4 protein-coding genes are annotated in these 22409 nt (G+C 56.8%); all 4 read right to left on the bottom strand.

Going from position 1 to position 22409, the window contains the following annotated elements:
* Positions 1–337 precede the first annotated feature (337 nt).
* Complete coding sequence (locus tag MHI45_RS28990) at positions 338–8095, bottom strand: amino acid adenylation domain-containing protein (RefSeq protein ID WP_341119822.1); 7758 nt, start codon at positions 8093–8095, stop codon at positions 338–340.
* Between the two features lie 154 nt (positions 8096–8249).
* Entirely contained in the window at positions 8250–19055 is a 10806-nt protein-coding gene (locus MHI45_RS28985; protein WP_341119821.1) for a non-ribosomal peptide synthetase, read from the bottom strand.
* 155 nt (positions 19056–19210) lie between these two features.
* Positions 19211–19909 carry a thioesterase II family protein gene (locus MHI45_RS28980; RefSeq protein WP_076113095.1) on the bottom strand — a complete coding sequence of 233 codons (699 nt, stop codon included), beginning with the start codon at positions 19907–19909 and terminating at the stop codon, positions 19211–19213.
* Between the two features lie 192 nt (positions 19910–20101).
* Positions 20102–22213: a methyl-accepting chemotaxis protein gene (locus MHI45_RS28975; RefSeq protein ID WP_076113094.1), complete on the bottom strand. Its 2112-nt coding sequence runs from the start codon at positions 22211–22213 to the stop codon at positions 20102–20104.
* Between the last annotated feature and the right edge of the window lie 196 nt (positions 22214–22409).

The raw sequence follows: 22409 nt of genomic DNA, 5'->3' as shown, positions 1-22409 counted from the left end.
ATTCAATCCATCAATGTCCATAAAGTCCAATCATTAACTTTTATCGAAGAGTCACAAAAATCGATGTATTCGCATTAAAAAATGAATAGGAACGTGAAATTATGCATGTAATAAATCTGACAAAATTAGAAATTGATTTTTGTGAATTCTAGTTCCAGCTTCTTTCCAGATCAACTGCCAAGCCAATGGCTCCGAAGCTTTTCATCGCTGGAACTAGAATTCTGTAACTAATTCAGATGAAAGAGTACACACTATCGGTCAGCACAGAAACTAGATTCATATAAACCGACTTGGCCATTGTTACCGAAGATTAACCCTAGTAATACAACAGACCCTGTTATTCAAAATGAATAATATCAAATAATTCGTCTTCCTCCTCTTCTTTTTCATGTTGAAAGATTTCCATTTTTAATTCTCTAATGCAAACGGAAGGAACGGTTGCCGTGGCTTTGATAAGTTCACAAAATCCTTGAAGCAGTCTCGTCGCCGTCCCATGCTCGAATAAATCCCGGCTATACTCTAAAGATAATTGAAGGCCCTGTTCGATTTCGACAACAATCATCGTCAGATCCATCTTCGTTGTCGAAGTCTCTTGTTCAACGGAGCGAACCTCAATATCTGTTAAATAGAGAATCGATTGCTCCATGTTCTGCAGCACCAGCATCGTGTCAAACAACGGGTTGCGGCTCCTATCGTGCCGCACGTTCAGCTTCTCGACCAGTTCCTCGAACGGATAGTCCTGATGCTCGAATGCCGCCAGCGTCCGCTCCTTCACCTCGCGCACGAAGTCCATAAAACGCTTCTCCCCGGACGGGGCGTTGCGCAGCGCCAGCGTGTTCACGAACATCCCGATCATCGGCTCCGTATCCGTATGCGTCCGTCCCGACACCGGCGTCCCGACCACAATGTCGGTCTGCCTCGTGTACTTGTGCAGCCACACGTTATAGGCGGCCAGCAGCACCATGTACAGCGTGGCTCCGGTCTCCGCCGCAATCTGCTTCAGCCCCTCGGCTACGTCCGCGCTGATCTGCGCATGAACCCGTCCGCCTTCGCTGCTTGGCACTGCCGGACGCGTCCGGTCAGCCGGCAGCTCCAGCACCGGCGCTTCCTCTGCATAGACCGACAGCCAGTACGCCTCATGCCCTTGCATCCGCTCCACTCCGAGCGTACCCTGCTGCCAGACCGCGTAGTCCTTGTACTGAATCCGCAGCGGCGTCAGCTCCTCACCGGCATACGCCGCCATGAAGTCCGACACCAGAAGGTTCATCGACACGCCGTCCGACACGATATGATGCATATCCCACACCAGCCAATGGCGCTCCTCCGCCAGCCGCAGCAGCCCGGTCCGCAGCAGCGGCGCCTGACTCAGTTCGAACGGCCGTACGAAGCTCCGGGTGAGTTCCCGCGCCTGCGCTTCATCTGCATCCCGGCATACCCATTCCAACGCCACGTCTTCGTGCACCTGTTGCCGCGGTTCGCCGTCGATCCACGTGAACGACGTGCGTAGCGATTCGTGACGGGCGATAACCGAACGAACCGCTTGTTCCAGCCGATCCGCATCAATTTTCCCTGTTAGCTCCACGACTCCCGGCATGTTGTAGCGCGTGCTCTCCGGCTCCACCTCATGCAGCACGTATAGCCGCCGCTGCGCCGAAGACAGCGGATAATCCTTGCCCGGTTTCGCCGGTTCGATGGCGCTGTATGCCATCTTCGACATCCCCTCGATCTTCCGCGCCTGCTCCTTGATCGTCGGCAGTCGGAATACGTCCTGCAGCGTCAGCTCTACGTTCATCGTCTTCTGGATTTTGGACACCAGCGTGGTTGCCCGCAGCGAATGCCCACCAATCGCAAAAAAGTCGTCGCGCATCCCGATGTTCTCTACGCCAAGCACGTCCTGCCAAATCCCAAGCAGCTTCCGTTCCGTCTCGGTACTCGCTGCCTCATACCGTTCTTCCGAATGCATTCTGGCATCCGGCTCTGGCAACGCTTTACGGTTCAGCTTGCCGTTAGGGGTCAGCGGCAAGCGCTCCATCGGCATCATGTATCCCGGTATCATATAGGACGGCAGTGCCCGCCCGAGGTGCTCCCGAATCTCCGCCGAAGCCGTCTCCTCCTGCAGCACCATGTACACGCACAAGTATTTCCCGCCGGCCGCATCCTCACGGGCGATCACCACTGCTTCGCGGACCGCCTCATGCTTCAGCAACTGGTTCTCGATTTCTCCCAGTTCCACCCGGTAGCCGCGGATCTTCACCTGGTAATCTTGGCGTCCCAGGAACTCCATGTTGCCGTCCGGCAGCATGCGCCCCATGTCTCCCGTCCGGTACATCCGCCCCTGCGGCACAAACGGGTTGGCCATAAACGATGCGCTGGTCTTCGCCGGATCGTTCAAATAGCCTCTGGCTACGCCCACTCCCCCGATATACAGCTCGCCGGCCACCCCGTACGGCACCGGATGCCGACCTGCGTCCAGAATATAGAAGGTATTGTTCGCCAGCGGCTTTCCGTACGGAATGCCCGTTTGATCCGCCGTAACTTCCTGGATCGGATAGTAGTTGGACCATACGGTGGCTTCCGTCGCACCCCCAAGTCCTATCACTTGGACGTTCGGGAAGTATGCCTTCGCGCGCTCCGCCAAATCGACCGGAATCCAGTCCCCGCTCACCAGCGCCAGCCGCAAAGCCTTCTGGCTGATCCCCTCCTCCTGTTCCTCTAGGCCATACAGCACATGGTTCAGCGTCGTTGGCACCGAGTCCCAAATCGTAATGGCTTCCTCTTCCAGCAACTGCTGCATCTGCTTAGGATCCTGCACCTGCTCCCGGCTTGCAATCACAATCTGGGCGCCTGCCGCCAGCGGTCCGAAAATGTCATACACCGACAAGTCGAAGCACATCGACGTGATGAACAACAGCCGGTCTTCCTCATGCATGCCACATTCCTGATTGACCCAGCTGACCAGGTTCACTGCCGAATGATGCTCAATCATGACGCCCTTCGGCTCCCCGGTTGAACCGGATGTATATATAATGTACGCCAACTCGTGCGAATCTTTGGCAAGGCGAAGCGCCTCACTGGAATGCTCAATCAGCGAAGGGTCCCGGCTGTCGACGAATAGCGCAGGCGCTTCTGCATACGCCTGATCGACGACAACGACGCTTACTCCCGCATGGCTGATCATATGTGCGATCCGGCTTTGCGGGTAGTCCGGATCCATCGGTACATACGCCGCGCCGGCTTTCAGAATCGCCAGCATGCCGACGATCATCTCAAAACCCCGCCCGGTCATCAGCCCGACATGATCATTGAGTTTCACCCCCTGGGCCCGCAGCCGCCGCGCCAACCGGTTCGACCGCTCGTCCAGCTCCCGGTAGGTCAATGGCTGGCCGTTCCAGTTTAAAGCGGTCCGCCCGGGTGTCCTCGCCGCTTGTTCCTCGAACAGTTGGTGCAGCGTCTTCTCTGCTGCGTACGGCATATCCGTCCGGTTCCATTCGTACACGATCGCTTGCCGTTCTGCAGCCGTCATTAGGCGCTCTACCGACAAGATATCGGTCTCCTCGTCACATAGGGCTTCAAGGATTCGTTCGTACCAGGCGAACGCCGTCTCGATCTCCCGATCCTCAAAATAAGCTGGCGCATATTTGATCTGCATGTTCAGCCTGTTAAAGTATTGCGATACTTCCAGATCAAACCACGTATTCGTCATTTCGTTTGCTTCCAAGCTCAGCGCCGCCATCTCCGATGCCAACTCTTGCCCCGGCCCCATCTCCTCCAGCACATGAAAATCCGTATAGTTAAACAGCGTATCGAAGATCGGGTTGACGGACGGTCTCGACACTTCACCAATTGCATGGGCAATGTCGGCCAGAAACAGTTCATGCGCCTTCATTTGCCCAAGCTGCCGTTTTGTACGGTTCACCAGTTCCCGCTTGGACACTTCGCGCGCTAGCCCCATGCGGATCGGCACCGTATTGAGGAAGCAGCCTAATACTTTGTCTGCATCTTCGATGGCCGGCCGGTCGTGGCTGACCACGCCCGTGACAATCTCTTCCTCCGTCGTCAGGATGCCCAGCAAATACACGTGCGCGCTCAAGCACAGCTCCTTGACGGTACAACCGTACCGCTTCGCCTGCCGCTTCAAGGCTCCCAGCAGCGTGCTGCTCAGTGGCCTGCGGTAAATTTTGCTGGCCGCTCCGCGGTCCCTCTTCTTGCCCGCGTAGTTAAACGGCAGCTTATTGCGGGTATACCCCGCCAATTCGCGGATCCAATATTGCCGGCTCTCCTCGTCGCTCTCCCGGAACCGGTTGATGGCCACATAATCCTTGTAATTGCTATCCAGCGGCTTGACCTCCGCCGGCTCTCCCTGCAGCAGTTGCTGATAAATGCCTGCAAACTCCTGCTGAAAGGACGCCACGCTCCATCCGTCCAGAATCGCATGGTGGACCGTAAACACCATGCAATAATCATGCTGTGTATTCATCCGGAACAAGCGAACTCTCCACAGCACCTTGCCGTCAAACCGGAACAAGTTGCGCTGGTCTTGTTCGATATGCGCGCGGATGACGCGCTCCTGCTCCTCCCGGCTAAATGAGGAGACATCTTCCACCGAAAGCTCTGGAACGATCCGGGCGTGCACAAGCTGGACCTCTTCCTCGAAATGTGTGAGATCGAAGGTGGTGCGCAGAATCGGATGCCTATCGGATAACCGCTGCAGCGCTTCTGCGAACCGGTCCGCCGACACGATCCTGAGGTGATGCAAAAACTGATCGTGGTAGATCGGCTCCTCCGGCCGCAATCTCGAGTAGAACACCATGCTCTGTTGAATTTTGCTAAGCGGATACACGTCCTCGTAATCCTCTGGCAGGTGCTTCGCCTGCTCGGAATCCTCCATGATACGCCGCTTCATCTGCTCCAGCAGCTCCCGCCCCGACTCCAGCTGCCGGTCCGGCTTGCGCTCCTGAGATAAGAAGTCGGACAGCTCTCCGATAGTCTGATGCAGGTACAACTCTCTTAACGGGAGATCCGCCTCCATGTCGCAATTCATCCGGCTGACGAGGCGGATCGCCTTGATCGAGTCGCCGCCCAGCACAAAGAAGTTATCGTAGACGCCGACCTGCTCCGCTCCCAGCACTTCCTGCCAAATCTCCGCCAGTTGCCGCTGCGTCGGCGTGCTTGGCGCTTCGTATTCCTTTCCCGCCTGAACCAGCCCTTGCGGCTCCGGCAACGCCTTGCGGTCCACCTTGCCGTTAGAGTTCAGCGGCAGCTTCTCCAGCTCCACAAAGTAAGCCGGAATCATGTATTCCGGCAGTTGTACCGCCAGGTGCGCACGCAGCTCCGGTACCGGAACGGCTTCGTCGCTTACAAGATACGCGCACAAGTATGCCTGCCCTTGCTCGTCCTCGCGGGCCATGACCACCGCTTCGCGGATCTGCGCATGCGCCATGAGATGCGCCTCGATCTCCCCGCACTCGATCCGGTAGCCGCGGATCTTCACTTGGTGGTCGATCCGGCCCAGGTACTCCAGGTTGCCGTCCGGCAGCCATCTCGCCAAATCGCCGGTCCGGTACATCCGCGTCCCCGGCTCGAACGGGTTGTCTACGAATTTCTCCGCCGTCAATTCCGGCCGGTTTAAATAACCCCGTGCCAGTCCGTCGCCCGTGATGCACAGCTCCCCCGCGACGCCCATCGGCTGCAGTTGCTGCCCTTCGCCGAGAATATAGGCCCGCAGCGTCGGGAGCGGCTTGCCGATGTTGCTGATGCCGCTTGTGATCTCCGCCTCTCCAAGCTTCTTGTACGTCACGTGCACGGTCGTTTCCGTGATCCCGTACATGTTGATCAATTCCGTATGGGGATACTTCCGCTGCCATGCCCGCAACTGGACCGGCGCCAGCGCTTCTCCGCCAAAGATCACGGCTCGCACGCACAGCTCCGCGTCCGCCTCTTCCATTTCCCGCTCTGACAACGCATAAAACGCGCTCGGCGTCTGATTCAACACCGTCACCCGCTCCTGCCGCAGCAGCCGCACCATCTGCTCCGGGTCCCTCGCCGTCATCAGCGGCACAACCACCAGCTTGCCTCCATAAAGCAGCGCTCCGTACATTTCCCATACCGAGAAATCGAAGCAATACGAGTGGAACAACGTCCACACGTCCCGTTCGTTGAAATCAAACGCCATGCGGTCGTTGAACAACAGCCGCACCACGTTCCGATGCGTAATCATCGTCCCTTTCGGCTTTCCGGTCGTCCCTGAGGTATAGATCACGTAGGCCAGATGCTCCGGCTTCGTCGCCTGCGGCGGATTCTCCGCGGGCATCGGCTCCGTTTCTAAGGCATATACCCGGCATCCCGCGAACGGAAGCGCCGGCGTCCGAAGCTCGACGTCACGGGTCGTCACCAGCCACTGCGCCCCGCTGTCCGCCAGCGTATAGGCGATTCGCTCAGCCGGATAATCCGGATCGATCGGCAAGTACGCCCCTCCGGCCTTCAGGATGCCGAGCACCCCGACGATCATCTCCACTGAGCGATCCATCAGGATCGCCACGATACGGTCCGGCCCCACACCTTGCCCGCGCAGCGTCCACGCCAGCTGGTTCGCCCGCGCATTCAGCTCCGCATAGGTCAGCTGCTGATCCCCGTACACGGCCGCCACCGCATGCGGCGTCTTCTCCACCTGCTTTTCGAACAGACCGTGGATCGTCGCTTCCTGCGGATACTCCGCCGCCGTGTCGTTGAACGCATGCAGCAGCTCTTGCTTCTCCTCTGGCGTGACAAGCGATATCGAGGACACCGGCCGCTGCGCATCCGCCAGCATTTGCTGCGCGATTTCTCGGATATGCCCCTCCATTCGCCGGATGAATGTTCCATCGTATACCTTGGCGTTGTACCGGAATTCAATCGACAACGCTTCGCCCGGGGCTAGCACGACGGTTAGGTCATAATTCGTCTGCTCAAATACTTCAACGTCACGGATCCCAAACGCAGCCTCGTCCGTTCCGCCTGCTTGGCCAATCGCTTCAGCAATCGGATAGTTCTCGAACACCAAAATATGATCGATCAATCCTTGCTTCAGCGCGCTCAGCCCCTGAATCTCATACAGCGGATAATGGCTGTGTGATTCCGACGCCAGCGCCGCTTCCTGCACCTGCTGCAGCAGCACCGTTACGCTCTGGCCGGGGGAACTGCTGACCCGTACCGGCGTCGTATTGATAAACAGGCCGATCATCCGCTCGATTCCCGGAACTTCCGCCGGTCTCCCCGATACGACAGTCCCGAATACCACATCACCGCTCTGGTTGTACTTCTGCAATAGCAGTCCCCAGATCGTCTGCATCACTGTGTTCAGCGTCACCTGTGCCTGGCGGGCCAACTGCTCCAGCTCCCGGGTCATCTCCCGATCCAGACGGAAGGCATGCTCCTGCGGCTCGGCTCCCGTATGCCCTGCTGTCCAAAGCGCTCGCGGCACACTCGCCTGTTGCTCATAGTTTGCCAAGTACCGGCTCCAGTACTGTCGCGCCGCTTCCCCGTCCTGCTTTTCAAGCCATTGCATGTAACTGTTAAATTGTATTGGCGTGTCAAGTCGAATGGGCTGCTTAGTCTTCAAGCATTGATATATATGCATAAATTCCTGCATAAGAATGCTTACACACCAACCATCCATCAAAATATGGTGGAAGCTCCAAATCATTATGTGTGAATCAGAATCCTTTTTTAGAACAGCTAATCGAATTAAAGGCCCCTTCAATAGGTCAAAGCCCTCATCTCGATCATTTTGCATGTACTCGTTCACATACCTAGACTTTTCATTTTCACTCAACTGAGAAATATCTTCGAAAATCAAGTCCGTCTTTTGATTTTTTACTACGACTTGAACAGATTTCTTCACCTTTTTCCAGACGAAGATGGTTCGAAGTATATCGTATCGCTCAATCAGCTTCGCAAAGGATTGATTAACTAGGGTTACATTTAAATCACCTGCAAGCTCCAAAGTATATTGTTCAAAATACTCATTTGATTTGTGAAGCAAAGAATGAAATAACATACCTTCTTGCATCGGCGTAAGATAATAGATGTCTTTTATCGAGTCTCTTCTTCTACTCATGTTTACCTCCCGGCAAATTGTTTAGAGACGCTATTATAAAACCTGGGCTAATTCCTCCGACCATTTAGTTTAGATACTTGGTACCTCGTTCTCTTCAATAACAACGTTAGGGGAGATGTTTTTATCTCTCCCCCTTCTGTTAACCCTTTTTTTCCTAGTCTATTTGTTCAAGCAATGAGTAAATGTTCTCTACTTCATCAATATCTAATCCACTGGAACTAAAATCGCTCGCGGTCTTCTCGCTGTGCGCCTGCCCCATGCAGTGGGCAATCAGTCTGCGAAGCTGTTCCGCATAACACGCCATCCAGCATTCCACCGTTTCCCTCCGGTACACGTCTGCTGCATAGTCGCACGTAAACACGAGCTCCCCGCCGATCACCATCCCGTTCAGGCTCAGCTTGTACTCACTGGGGAGGTTCGGGTCGATGCTGGTGCCCGTCCCGTACACCGACGTTTCGAATACGCCAGTGGTCACGTCCCGGTCCAGCTGGCCCAAGTAGTTGAAGCAGATCTCCGGGCGAAGGTCAAACGTCAACTCCTGTTTGTGCTCCGCTGCTGTCATATACTTCAGCACGCCATACCCCAGCCCTTTGTTCGGTACGCTGCGCAGCCCTTCTTTCACCGCCTTGATGCAGTCGGACAACGTCTCGCATGCCCCCAGGTCAAGCAGCGTCGGCACTATCGTTGTAAACCAGCCCACCGTACGGCTGACATCCACCGCTTCCCCGATCTCTTCCCGGCCATGCCCTTCCAGGTCCACCACAAACCGCCGCTCGCCGATCCATTCCTGCAGCGCCAGGCCCAGCCCCGTCAGCAGGATGTCGTTGATTTCCGTATAGTACGCCCGGCCCGCCTGGTTCAATAACTGCGCCGTCTCTTCCCGTGACAGCCGGATGCTCACCGCTCCGCCGGTTCGCTCCGCTTCCTTGAGCCCTTCGTCCGCCGGCAGCGCCGCAGCCGGCGTCTCCTCGATTCGCTTCCAATAAGCGATTTCATTCAGCTGTTCCTCACTGTCCGCATAGCGCGCCAGTGCCTCCGACCACGTCTGGAACGCGTCCGTCTTCTCCGGAAAGCGGATCTCCTCGCCCCGCTCCGCCTGCTCATAACCGGTCTGCACATCTTCGAACAGGATCCGCCACGACACCCCGTCCACCACCAGATGGTGGATGACGATCAGCAGATGATCGCCCTCGCCGGTCTTCATCAGCCCCAGGCGCATCAGCGGCCCCTGCTCCAGGTGCAGCCCCCGCTGCAGCCGCTCGGCTTCCGCCGCAATACGTGTGTCCACGGCGGTTTCCCCGCGCAAGTCGATCACATCCAGCCCGAAACTCGCCTCTAGAGGCCCGCGGCTCCACTGCACGATGCCCTCCGCTTCTTCCCGATACCTCATCCGCAGCGCATCATGATGCTGGGCGATCCGTTCAAACACACGGCGCAGGACACCTTCGTCGAATCCGTCCCTCCGTTGCAGCAGGACCGCCTGGTTATAATGGTGCGGCAGCTGCGGCGACCGTTCAAACAACCCTTGCTGGATCGGAGTTAATCGTACTTCGCCTTCTACCGGACGCTGATCGATCTGCCGCGCCAACTTCTGCACATGCGGGCTCAGCTCCAGGATCGTCGGATACCGGAACAGATCGCGGATCCCCAAGTGCAGCCCATGCCCCCGCAGCCGCGCGGCGATCTGAACGGCTTTGATCGAATCCCCGCCCAGCTCGAAGAAGTTGTCTTGTATCCCGACTTGTCCGACTTGGAGCACGTCCTGCCAAATCGTTGCCAGCTTCGCCTCCGTCTTGCAGCGCGGCGCCACATATTCACTTCCCGCCTGCATCCGTCCTTGCGGCTCCGGCAGCGCCTTGCGGTCGACCTTGCCGTTAGGGCTGAGCGGCAGCTTCTCCAGCTCCACAAAATAGGACGGGATCATGTAATCCGGCAGCTGTGCCGCCAGGTGCGCACGTAGTTCTGCAACCGGAACAGCTTCATCACTTACGAGATACGCACACAAGTACGCCTGCCCTTGCTCGTCCTCGCGGGCCATAACCACCGCTTCGCGGATCTGCGCATGCGCCAGAAGCCGCGTCTCGATTTCCCCGCACTCGATCCGGTAGCCGCGGATCTTCACTTGATGGTCGATCCGGCCCAAGTACTCCAGGTTGCCGTCCGGCAGCCACCTCGCCAAATCCCCGGTCCGGTACATCCGTGTCCCCGGCTCGAACGGATTGTCTACGAATTTCTCCGCCGTCAGCTCCGGCTGGTTGAAGTAACCACGCGCCAGACCGTCGCCCGCGATACACAGTTCACCCGCGACGCCCATCGGCTGCAGCTGCCGGTTGTCACCCACAATGTACAGCTGCGTATTGGCGATCGGCCCCCCGATCGGCACCGCCGCTTCCGCGAAGGTCGAAGCACTATCATAATACGCGACATCCACCGTGGCCTCCGTCGGCCCGTACAGGTTGTGAAGCGTGGCTCCGCTCCGCTCCATTAACTTGTAGAAGCCGGTCACATGCTGCGCCTTCAACGCTTCCCCGCTGGCAAATACCCGGCGCAAGCTGCCCAGCTTCTCCGGGCTAAACGCTTGTCCGGCCTGCTCCAGGAAGACGCTCAGCATTGACGGCACAAAATGCATAACCGTGACCCCGTGACGCTTGATCGTTTCGGCCAGCAGCGCGGGGTCTTTCTCTCCCTGCGGCGGAAGCATGCAGACCCGGGCCCCGGTCATTCCCCACCAGAACAGCTCCCACACCGAAACGTCGAACGTTATCGGCGTCTTCTGCAGAATGACGTCCTGTTCTCCGATGGGATAGCGATTCTGCATCCATTGCAGGCGGTTGATGACCGCGCGATGCTCAATCATGACCCCTTTGGGGTTGCCTGTGGTGCCCGAGGTGTAGATCACATACGCCAAACGCCGGGAATCCAACTCTAACGGCGGGTTGGCTTCGGATTGTGCTTGACTTCTAGAAGTCAACTCGATTACCGCGCCCTCAAATCCGCATGGATCAAGGCCGGGCTGGGACAGCAGCACCATCGCGCCGCTGTCCCCGAGCATATACCGGATGCGTTCGGCCGGCAGCGCCGGATCGATCGGCAAGTACGCTCCGCCAGCCTTCAGGATGCCGAGCACCCCGACGAGCATCTCCACCGAGCGATCCATCAGGATCGCCACGATACGGTCCGGCCCCACACCTTGCCCGCACAGCGTCCACGCCAGCTGATTCGCCCGCGCGTTCAGCTCCGCATAGGTCAGCTGCTGATCCCCGTACACGGCCGCCACCGCGTGCGGCGTCTTCTTCACCTGTTCCTCGAACAGACCGTGAATTGTCGCTTCCCGCGGATACTCCGCTGCCGTGTCGTTGAACCCATGCAGCAGCTGTTGCTTCTCCTCTGGCGTGACAAGCTCATACGAGCCGATGCTTGCTTCCGGCTGCCCGGTGATTTGCGACAAGAGCTGCACAAAGTGCATCAGGTACCGCCCGGCTGTCTCCTCGTTGAACAGTGCGCTGCTGTATTCCAGCAACAGCTGAAGTCCTTGATCGCCCTCCGCGACGTTCAGCGTTAAGTCAAACTTCGTCGCCCGGTGGTTCAGCTCGACCGGACGTACGTCAACATCCGCCAGCCCAAAGCGCGCCTGCTCCATGTTCTGCAGTACCAGCATCGTGTCAAACATGGGGTTGCGGCTCATATCGCGCCGTACGTTCAGTTTCTCGACCAGTTCCTCGAACGGATAGTCCTGATGCTCAAACGCCGCCAGCGTCCGCTCCTTCACTTCGCGCAAAAAGTCCATAAACCGCTTCTCCCCGGACGGGGCGTTGCGCAGCGCCAGCGTATTCACGAACATCCCGATCATCGGCTCCGTATCTGCATGCGTCCGCCCCGACACCGGCGTGCCAACCACGATGTCGGTCTGCCCCGTGTACTTGTGCAGCCACACGTTATAGGCAGCCAGCAGCACCATGTACAGCGTGGCTCCGGTCTCTGCGGCAATCTGCTTCAGCCCCTCGGCTACGTCCGCGCTGATCTGCGCATGAACCTGCCCGCCTTCACTGCTTGGCACCGCCGCACGCGTACGGTCGGCCGGCAGCTCCAGCACCGGCGCTTCCTCCGCATAGACCGACAGCCAGTACGCCTCATGCTCCTGCATCCGCTCCACCCCGAGCATGCTCTGCTGCCAGACCGCGTAGTCCTTGTACTGGATCCGCAGCGGCGCCAGCTCCCCGCCGGCATACGCCGCCATGAAGTCTGACACCAGAAGGTTCATCGACACGCCGTCCGAGACGATATGATGCATGTCCCACACCAGCCAATGGCGCTCCTCCGCCAGTCGCAGCAACCCGGCCCGCAGCAGCGGCGCCTGACCCAGTGCGAACGGTTGCACAAAATTCCGGATGAGTTCCGGGGCTTGCCCTTCATCTGCATCCCGGCATACCCATTCAAACACCACGTCTTCGTGTACTTGTTGTCTCGGTTCGCCGTCGATCCACGTGAACGACGTGCGCAGCGATTCGTGACGGGCGATAACCGAGCAAATCGCTTGCTCCAGCTGATCCGCATCCACCTGCCCTGTTAGCTCCATAACCCCCGGCATGTTGTAGCGCGTGCTCTCCGGCTCCACCTCATGCAGCACGTATAGCCGCCGCTGCGCCGAAGACAGCGGGTACGATGCCTGCGCCGCTGCCGGCTCGATTCGGCCGTAGCCGCTTTCCTCCGTGCTGCGCACATAGACCGCCAACGCCTTCACCGTCGGGCGTGCGAACAGCTCCCGCAGCGGCAGCTCCACCGCCAGCTGCTGATGAATGCGCGACACCAGCGTCATCGCTTTCAGCGAGTGACCGCCGCGCTCGAAGAACGAATCGCCGATGCCGACCTCGTTTACCCCCAGCACTCCTGCGAACAACTCCGCCAATTGCGTCTCCAGTGCATCCCGCGGCGCTTCATAGCCTTCGCTGTACGCCTCCCGGTCCGGCGCCGGCAGCGCCTTCCGGTCCACCTTGCCGTTAGGGCTCAGCGGCAGCTTCTCCAGCTCCACAAAGTAGGACGGGATCATGTAATCCGGCAGCTGTGTTGCCAGTTGCGCCCGCAGCTCCGGTACCGGAACGGCTTCGTCGCTCACAAGATACGCGCACAAGTACGCCTGCCCTTGCTCGTCCTCACGGGCCATGACCACCGCTTCGCGGATCTGCGCATGCGCCAGAAGCCGCGTCTCGATCTCCCCGCACTCGATCCGGTAGCCGCGGATCTTCACTTGATGGTCGATCCGGCCCAGGTACTCCAGGTTGCCGTCCGGCAGCCATCTCGCCAAATCGCCGGTCCGGTACATCCGCGTCCCCGGCTCGAACGGGTTGTCGACGAATTTCTCCGCCGTCAATTCCGGCCGGTTGAAGTAACCCCGCGCTAAGCCGTCTCCCGCTATACACAGTTCACCCGCGACGCCTATCGGCTGCAGCTGCCGCTTGTCGTTCACAATGTACAGCTGCGTATTGGCGATCGGCCCTCCGATCGGCACCGCCGCTTTCGCGAAGGTCGGAGCGCTGTCGTAATACGCGACATCGACCGTGGCCTCCGTCGGCCCGTACAGGTTGTGAAGCGTGGCTCCACTCCCTTCCATTAACTTGTAGAACCCGCTCACATGCTGCGCCTTCAACGCTTCCCCGCTGGCAAATACCCGGCGCAAGCTGCCGAGCTTCTCCGGGCTAAACGCTTGTCCGGCCTGCTCCAGGAAGACGCTCAGCATCGACGGCACAAAATGCATAACCGTGACCCCGTGACGCTTGATCGTTTCGGCCAGCACCGCTGGATCTTTCTCTCCCTGCGGCGGAAGCATGCAGACCTTGGCCCCGGTCATGCCCCACCAGAACAGCTCCCACACCGAAACGTCGAACGTTATCGGCGTCTTCTGCAGAATGACGTCCTGTTCTCCGATGGGGTAGCGATTCTGCATCCATTGCAGGCGGTTGATGACCGTGCGATGCTCAATCATGACCCCTTTCGGGTTGCCAGTGGTCCCCGAGGTATAGATCACATACGCCAAACGCCGGGAATCCGGCTCTAGCGGCGGATTGGCCTCGGATTGCACCCGCCCTCCATGCGTCAACTCGATGACCGTCCCCTCAAATCCGCATGAATCCTGGCCGGGCTGAATCAGCAGTACCGCCGCGCCGCTGTCCCCGAGCATATACCGGATGCGTTCGGCCGGCAACGCCGGATCAATCGGCAAGTATGCCCCGCCGGCCTTCAGGATGCCATAAAGCCCTACCATCAGCTCCAGCGAGCGTTCCGCCATAATTGCTACAATCGTTTCCGGCCCCACACCTTGCCCGCGCAGCGTCCACGCCAGCTGGTTCGCCCGCGCGTTCAGCTCCGCATAGGTCAGCTGCTGATCCCCGTACACTACCGCCACCTTATGCGGCGTCTTCTCCACCTGCTCCTCGAACAGACCGTGGATCGTTGCTTCCTGCGGATACTCCGCCGCCGTGTCGTTGAACGCATGCAGCAGCTCTTGCTTCTCCTCTGGCGTAACAAGCTCATACGACCCAATGCTTGCTTCCGGCTGACCGGCCATTTGCGACAAGAGCTGCACAAAGTGTATCAGGTACCGCCCGGCTGTCTCCTCGTTGAACAGCACGCTGCTGTATTCCAGCAACAGCTGAAGTCCTTGCTCACTCTCCGCAACGTTCAGCGTCAGGTCAAACTTCGTCGCCCGGTGGTCCAGCTCGACCGGACGAACGTCAACATCTGCCAGGCCAAAGCGCGCCTGCTCCATGTTCTGCAGCACCAGCATCGTGTCGAATAAGGGATTGCGGCTCATATCGCGCCGTATGTTCAGCTTCTCGACCAGTTCCTCGAACGGGTAATCCTGATGCTCGAATGCCGTCAGCGTCCGCTCCTTCACTTCGCGCAGGAAGTCCATAAACCGCTTGTCCCCGGACGGGGCGTTGCGCAGTGCCAGCGTATTCACGAACATCCCGATCATCGGCTCTGTATCACCATGGGACCGCCCAGACACCGGCGTCCCGACCACAATGTCGGTCTGCCCCGTGTACTTGTGCAGCCACACGTTATAGGCGGCCAGCAGCACTATGTACAGCGTGGCTCCGGTCTCTGCGGCAATTCGTTTTAGGGCCTCAGCTACGTCCGCGCTGATCTGCGCATGAACCTGTCCGCCTTCGCTGCTTGGCACTGCCGGACGCGTCCGGTCGGCCGGCAGCTCCAACACCGGCACTTCCTCCGCATAGGCCGACAGCCAGTACGCCTCATGCGCCCCCATCCGCTTCACTCCGAGTGTGCCCTGCTGCCAGACCGCGTAGTCCTTGTACTGAATCCGCAGCGGCGCCAGCTCCTCACCGGCATACGCCGCCATGAGGTCCGACACCAGAAGGTTCAGCGACACGCCGTCCGAGACGATATGGTGCATGTCCCACACCAGCCAATGGTGCTCCTCTGCCAGTCGCAGCAGCCCGGCCCGCAGCAGCGGCGCCTGATCCAACGCGAACGGCCGCACGAAGTTCCGGATGAGCTCCCGGGCTTGCACTTCATCTGCCTCCCGGCATCCCCATTCAAACGACACGTCTTCGTGTACCTGTTGTCTCGGTTCTCCGTCGATCCACCTGAACGACGTGCGCAGCGATTCGTGACGGGCGATGACCGAGCGAATCGCTTCCTCCAGCCGATCCGCATCCACCTGCCCTGTTAGCTCCATGACCCCCGGCATGTTGTAGCGCGTGCTCTCCGGCTCTACCTCATGCAGCACGTATAGCCGCCGCTGCGCCGAAGACAGCGGGTACGATGCCTGCGCCGCTGCCGGCTCGATTCGGCCGTAGCCGCTTTCCTCCGTGCTGCGCACATAGACCGCCAACGCCTTCACCGTCGGACGCGCGAACAGCTCCCGCAGCGGCAGCTCCACCGCCAGCTGCTGATGAATGCGCGACACCAGCGTCATCGCTTTCAGCGAGTGACCGCCGCGCTCGAAGAACGAATCGCCGATGCCGACTTCGTTTACCCCCAGCACCTCTGCGAACAACTCCGCCAATTGCGTCTCCAGCGCATCCCGCGGCGCTTCATAGCCTTCGCTGTACGCCTCCCGGTCCGGCGCCGGCAGCGCCTTCCGGTCCACCTTGCCGTTAGAGTTCAGCGGCAGCTTCTCCAGCTCCACAAAGTAGGACGGGATCATGTAATCCGGCAGCTGTGCCGCCAGATGCGCCCGCAGCTCCGGTACCGGAACGGCTTCGTCACTTACGAGATACGCGCACAAGTACGCCTGTCCTTGCTCATCCTCACGGGCCATGACCACCGCTTCGCGGATATGCGCATGCGCCATTAGCTGTGATTCGATCTCCCCGCACTCGATCCGGTAGCCGCGGATCTTCACTTGATGGTCGATCCGGCCCAGGTACTCCACGTTGCCGTCCGGCATCCATCTCGCCAAATCCCCGGTCCGGTACATCCGCGTCCCCGGCTCGAACGGGTTGTCCACGAATTTCTCCGCCGTCAGGTCCGGCCGGTTGAAGTAACCCCTCGCCAGACCGTCCCCCGCGATGTACAGCTCACCAGCGGTGCCCATCGGCTTCAGCTGCAAGTCGTCACCTACAATGTACAGCTGCGTATTGGCAAGCGGCTTGCCGATCGGCACCGCCGCTTCCGCGATGAGTGGCATGCAATCAAAATAGGAAACCTCAGCTGCTTCCGTCGGCCCGTACAGGTTGTGAAGCGTGGCTCCGCTCCCTTCCATTAACTTGTAGAACCCGGCCACATGCTGCGGCTTCAACGCTTCTCCGCTGGCAAATACCCGGCGCAAGCTGCCGAGCTTCTCCGGGCTAAATGCTTGCCCGGCCTGCTCCAGGAAGACGCTCAGCATCGACGGCACAAAATGCATCACCGTGACCCCGTGACGCTCGATGGTTTCGGCCAGCACCGCTGGATCTTTCTCTCCCTGCGGCGAAAGCATGCAGACCCGGGACCCGGTCATTCCCCACCAGAACAGCTCCGACACCGAAACGTCGAACGTTATCGGCGTCTTCTGCAGAATGACATCCTCTTCTCCGATGCGGTACCAATTCTGCATCCACTGCAGGCGGTTAATGACCGCGCGATGCTCCATCATGACCCCTTTGGGGTTGCCTGTGGTCCCCGAGGTATACATCACATACGCCAAATGCCGGGAATCCAGCTCTAGCGGCGGGTTAGCCACGGATTGTGCCTGCCTTCTGGAAGTCAACTCGATGACCGCGCCCTCAAATCCGCATGGATCAAGGCCAGCGTCAATCAGCAGCGCTTCCGCGCCGCTGTCCCCGAGCATGTATTGGATGCGCTCTTTCGGGTATGCCGGATCGACCGGCAAGTACGCCCCGCCGGCCTTCAGGATGCCATAGATCCCTACAATCAGTTCCAGCGAGCGTTCCGCCATGATCGCCACAATACGGTCCGGCCCCACACCTTGCCCGCGCAGTGTCCACGCCAGCTGGTTGGCCCGTGCGTTCAGCTCCGCGTAGGTCAGCTGCTGATCCCCGTACACTACCGCTACCGCATCCGGCGTCTTCTCCACCTGCTCCTCGAACAGACCGTGGATCGTTGCTTCCCGCGGATACTCCGCAGCCGTATCGTTGAATCCAACTGTAAGTTGACAGGTCCCCTCTTTATCCAATAGACGGATATCTTGGATCATAGGACTAGGCTCCCCAAGGATATCCTGAAGCATGACAGTAAAAGAGCTAAATATCTGTTCTACAATTCCATCCGAATGGTCAGCTTTGTAATCAAAAGCCAATTCGAGTTCACCAGTCAGAGACCAGTCTTTAATCATAAGCTGAAATGGATAAAATTGATGCCCATTGTAAACCTCGTTCGCTTTTACAGTCAGGTTTGCCAAATTCGTCACAAGTCTGGTGCCAAGATTATTTACAACAACAGAAAATAGCTGATCTATTCCCCTTTTGCGCAGTTCTAATTCTTGCACCAGATTATCGTAAGGATATTTTTGATGAAAGTAACATGACATCAATTCCTGCTGTACTTCCCTGCTAAACGAGTCGAAGCTCTGCATAGCATTGACTTGAACCCGAAGCGGCATTGTACTGGCAAACATACCAATTACAGATTTTTCTTTCACTCCGGAACGGTTTAAGACCGGAGTCCCAATGACCAAGTCGCTTTGCCCTGTCGTCCGATTCAAATAGGCGAGTATTAACGAGACAAACCAGGCGTTTAGTGAAACCCGGTTCTCATCAAGTTTTTCTCTGATCCGGTCAGAAAGCTCTTTGTTCAGTAGGAATGATTTCCGTCTCCCGGCCGAATCGCCGCTGACCCCTTTGGAAGTTCCCATAACCGTAGGGGACTCATAGTCCTGATAACGGTGTAACCAAAACTTCTTGTCTTTGATGTACCGATTAGACCTTAAATAATTTTCTTCATGATCTGCAAAATCAAGAAAATTGCTGGACCTGCCAACCGGATTGTTTTCGCCTTTCGCCAGCTTTTCATAAATTTCCAGTGTATCTTGAAGCCATGCTTGCCCTGACCATCCATCAGCAATGATGTGATGTGCCTTGATTAAATATCCCAACTCATCGTCACTGATTTTGAAGAGGGCTACGTAATATAAAGGGTTATTCTCGAATTGGAAGGGGATTGCCGCTTGCTGCTGCGTCCAAAGCTCAAGCGCCTCATTAGGGTTATTTGAAGTACTGAAATCGATTAGTGGGAACGGGGTTTTATGATGGGGCACATAATATTGATAGGGCTCACCGTCCTGGTTGCGGGAGATTCGCAATCCAAAGCCTGCGTGGTTGCTAAGATTATAGTGGATGGCTGCTTCAATCCACTCTAAATTCGCTTCTCCTTTAAAAATAAAATACAGCGTTATATTATTGAGCGAAGTGTCAGGATAATGCTGCTCCATCATCCAAATTCTCTTCTGTGCGTGCGTTAATGGAAATGCAGATTCGCTCCCGCTTAACGGTCTCATACAAGTAGTCCCCCTCATTAATTATGCTGACTCTGAATGAACTGCATGCTTCTGAAGGCAACCGCAAACCAATCTGAGAAAGTGAGGTCGAATTAGGCAGTATGATGATTGGCCTGGAATATAGGTTCTTGTTGTAAAAACACATCTTGTTGCGATTAGCGGAAATTGAGAGCCTTCATAAGAGCCTCTATAACCAATTGCGAATGACTATGAATAAAAAAATGATCTCCATCAAAACCAACATACTTGCAAGCGTTATCAGATATTTGGTCCCACTCTTCTATATCTCCTGACAAGGTGTCATCCTTGTAACCGAAGAATATGTAGACGTCACACCCAAGTTTACTGTTTCTTTCTTTGAACATATGAGTCTCTGACAACCGGAAATCCGACCTGATAATAGGCAAAAAAAGATCCATCAATTCCGTATTATCAAAAAACTGCGGCGGCGTTCCGCCTAATTCCATTAAGTGCCGCTTAAACTCTTCATCCGGGAGCGTGTGAACGATAGTTTCATCCTTGTCTGGTACATGCGGAGCAGATCTTCCTGAGAAAAAAACGACATCAGGCTCCTTATACCCCCCACTTTTCAGTTGATGAATCGTTTCATAGGCAAGATTTGCCCCCAAGCTATGCCCGAAAATCCCATAGGGAGCTCCACTTAATTGCGGCACAATAATCGATGTAATATCTTCAACTGCTTCTTCAAAAGATCGATAAAACGGCTCGTGCACTCTCCTGCCTCTGCCAGCTAACTCCACAGGAATAATCTCAGCGATTCCGTTTAAATGGCTTGACCATTGACTGTAGAAGAAGGCCGAACCACCTGCATAAGGTATACAGAATAATTTCATAGTCCATCTCTTTCATGTTTTATTAATAATTGAAAGAAAATTCCAATTAACTGAGGATATCCAGACTAGACCCCTCCAGCCCGCATCAGCGGGGCTGGAGGAATCTTGATATGTGGCAACTTGCTGAAATTCAGCTATCCGCTGCCTGCCTGGAAAGATATACAACTAATATTGAGGTTCTTCGGAACAACTCTACTGCATTTGTTCCGGACTGTCCGCTTGCGGATTTTCAGCTTGTCCGTGAAAAGATATCAGCGATTGCTTCAAGCTCTCTGCCAGTTCCTCCAGCTGCTTGGACAGCGCCACCAGTTCGCCGCTTACCGTCAATTGCCGCGAAGACATCGCCGCCACTTCCTCTGTAGATGCACTGGTCTGCTGCACCACAGAACGGACACTGCCCATCGACTCGCCAAGACGTGCCTGGAAAACGGTCAACTCAGAAACCGCAGCCGACGATTGTCCCAGGTATTCAATGAAGTCTTCCATTTCCTTGCGTACAGCCGCGAAAATCTGAGACGATTCCCGCACCGAACCGATCTGCTCGCTGAACAGCGGCACGGCTTCGCCCACCACCTTGACGGTGTCCTCGATACTCCGCCCGATCTCCTCCGTAATTTGCGAGACGGAGGCAATCGATTGGCTGGACTGGCCGGCCAGGGCGCGGATTTCGTCGGCGATAACAATAAAGCCTCTGCCGGCCGCTCCGGCACGGACTGCTTCAATGGAAGCATTAAGCGCCAGAATATTGGTCTGCTTGTTCATGGCAATCATAGGCGCCAGAATATTGCGGATCAAATGAGTGCTTTCCTGCAGCTTGGCCGAATTCTCTTCAATCAGCCGCATCATCTCCACCGTCGACTCACTTTGTGCAACCAGTGTCTTCATCAGCGCCGCTCCCTGCTCGCTGACTGCGATCACTTTCTCGGCTGCCGCATCCATTACCCGGTTAATCTGGTCCACCTCATGCATCTTGCCGCCCATCAGCTCCACATCATGGTTGCTGCTCTCGGCTTCCGCCGCCAGACTGGCAGCACCTTGGGCAATTTCATCCGTGGCTACCGCCAGCTCACGGGCGTGGTCCGAGATCGTTGCCGAAGCATGAACCAGCTGTTCGGATGTCGCCAGAACCTCTGTCGCCGAAGCGCCGCTCTGGCCGGCCAGCCGGGAAATCTGCTCCATCATTTGGTTGAAGCTATGTCCAAGCCGGCCGATTTCATCGCGGCCCTTGAAGTTGGTACGAACATTAAGGTTGCCTTGCTCCCCTTCCTCCATCAGCCGGGCCAGCTTACCGAGCGGCCGGCCAATCAGACGGACCAGCACATAGCCGATCAAGAGAGCAATCAGCGCCGCCGCGAGTACTACGAGCAGTGTAATGTACAACAGGCGTTCGGCCGACTTGGTGAAATCACTGACCGGCGCATAGCCAAGCAGTGTCCAACCACCTGTGGTCAGCGGCTGGTACACCGCCAGTTGCTCTGTTCCGGCTTCATCGTCTGCCATAAAGGAACGATCCAATTCTTGGCCCGGCTGCGGCTCGACCTCTGCCCTCGAGGGCTTGATGAATGAGGTCTGCTCCAATTGAGCATCATCCTTCGCATACACAACCTCTCGGTCAGCATCAAGGATGCGCAGCTCACCGTCTTCTCCGATGCGCAGATTCGCTAACATGTCGTTGAGAGAGCTTCGCTTGATCTCAATCAGCATATAATATTCCGCTTGCGGATTTTGCATATTGCGCAGAAGCCGTCCCATCGTGAGAGAAGCTTCCGAGTATGTATCGAAGAAACCCGTCGGCCGGACCGGGAACCACACTGGATTGCCCTTGGCCTCGTCAATCTGCTTGAATCTCGCCAGGATCCCTTCATCGGTGCGGATCCCCGTAATGCCCGAGGTTTTATAAGATTCAACTTCGGCGAGGCTGCGGGAAACAAGCCGGATGCCCAATAGACGATCATCGGAGCTTTTGACTGCATCCAGCTTGCTGTTGATACGCCCTTCGGCGGCAACCTTAGCCACGATCCCGATACCGGGATCATTTACCGCCTCCAGATCTGCCTTGAGCGCCTGATCTACGGCAAATTGCCGCGAGAGCGCTTCATACTCGACAAAGAGGAAATCCAGTTTATCAGCGGCCTGGACAATCGCTTGCGATGAAGCAGCAGCTACTTCATCGGTAATAATACCTTTGGCGGCGTAATAAGAAGTCAAACCAAGCACGGAGGACAACAACAGAATGGTACTGAACAGGATTACAAATAATTTGACGCCAACCGATTGCAGATGCAGGCTTCGCTGCCGTTTCATAAGTCTACTCTCCCATAGAATAAAATAACGCCACATTAGTGGGTTTTATCCTTGAAACCTAATTAGGTGCCCAGCTGAAGTCCCTGAATAACTCCACAAAGTGGTGATTTGCCTGGATGCCGGTTCAGATCCTTTGCGAGGGCCCCGCTATTAAACCCCATAAATTAAATAAAAATACATAAGACAAGGTACACCC

The sequence above is a fragment of the Paenibacillus sp. FSL H3-0321 genome (assembly GCF_038002865.1).
In the GTDB taxonomy this organism is placed as follows: domain Bacteria; phylum Bacillota; class Bacilli; order Paenibacillales; family Paenibacillaceae; genus Paenibacillus_AQ.
This window is presented reverse-complemented; position numbering and strand designations above follow the sequence as displayed.

Bases quoted from the DNA above. Each gene is read 5' to 3' on its own strand.
- MHI45_RS28990 (WP_341119822.1), bottom strand. From the start codon at position 8,095: ATGAGTAGAAGAAGAGACTCGATAAAAGACATCTATTATCTTACGCCG.
- MHI45_RS28980 (WP_076113095.1), bottom strand. From the start codon at position 19,909: ATGAAATTATTCTGTATACCTTATGCAGGTGGTTCGGCCTTCTTCTAC.
- MHI45_RS28985 (WP_341119821.1), bottom strand. From the start codon at position 19,055: ATGAGACCGTTAAGCGGGAGCGAATCTGCATTTCCATTAACGCACGCA.
- MHI45_RS28975 (WP_076113094.1), bottom strand. From the start codon at position 22,213: ATGAAACGGCAGCGAAGCCTGCATCTGCAATCGGTTGGCGTCAAATTA.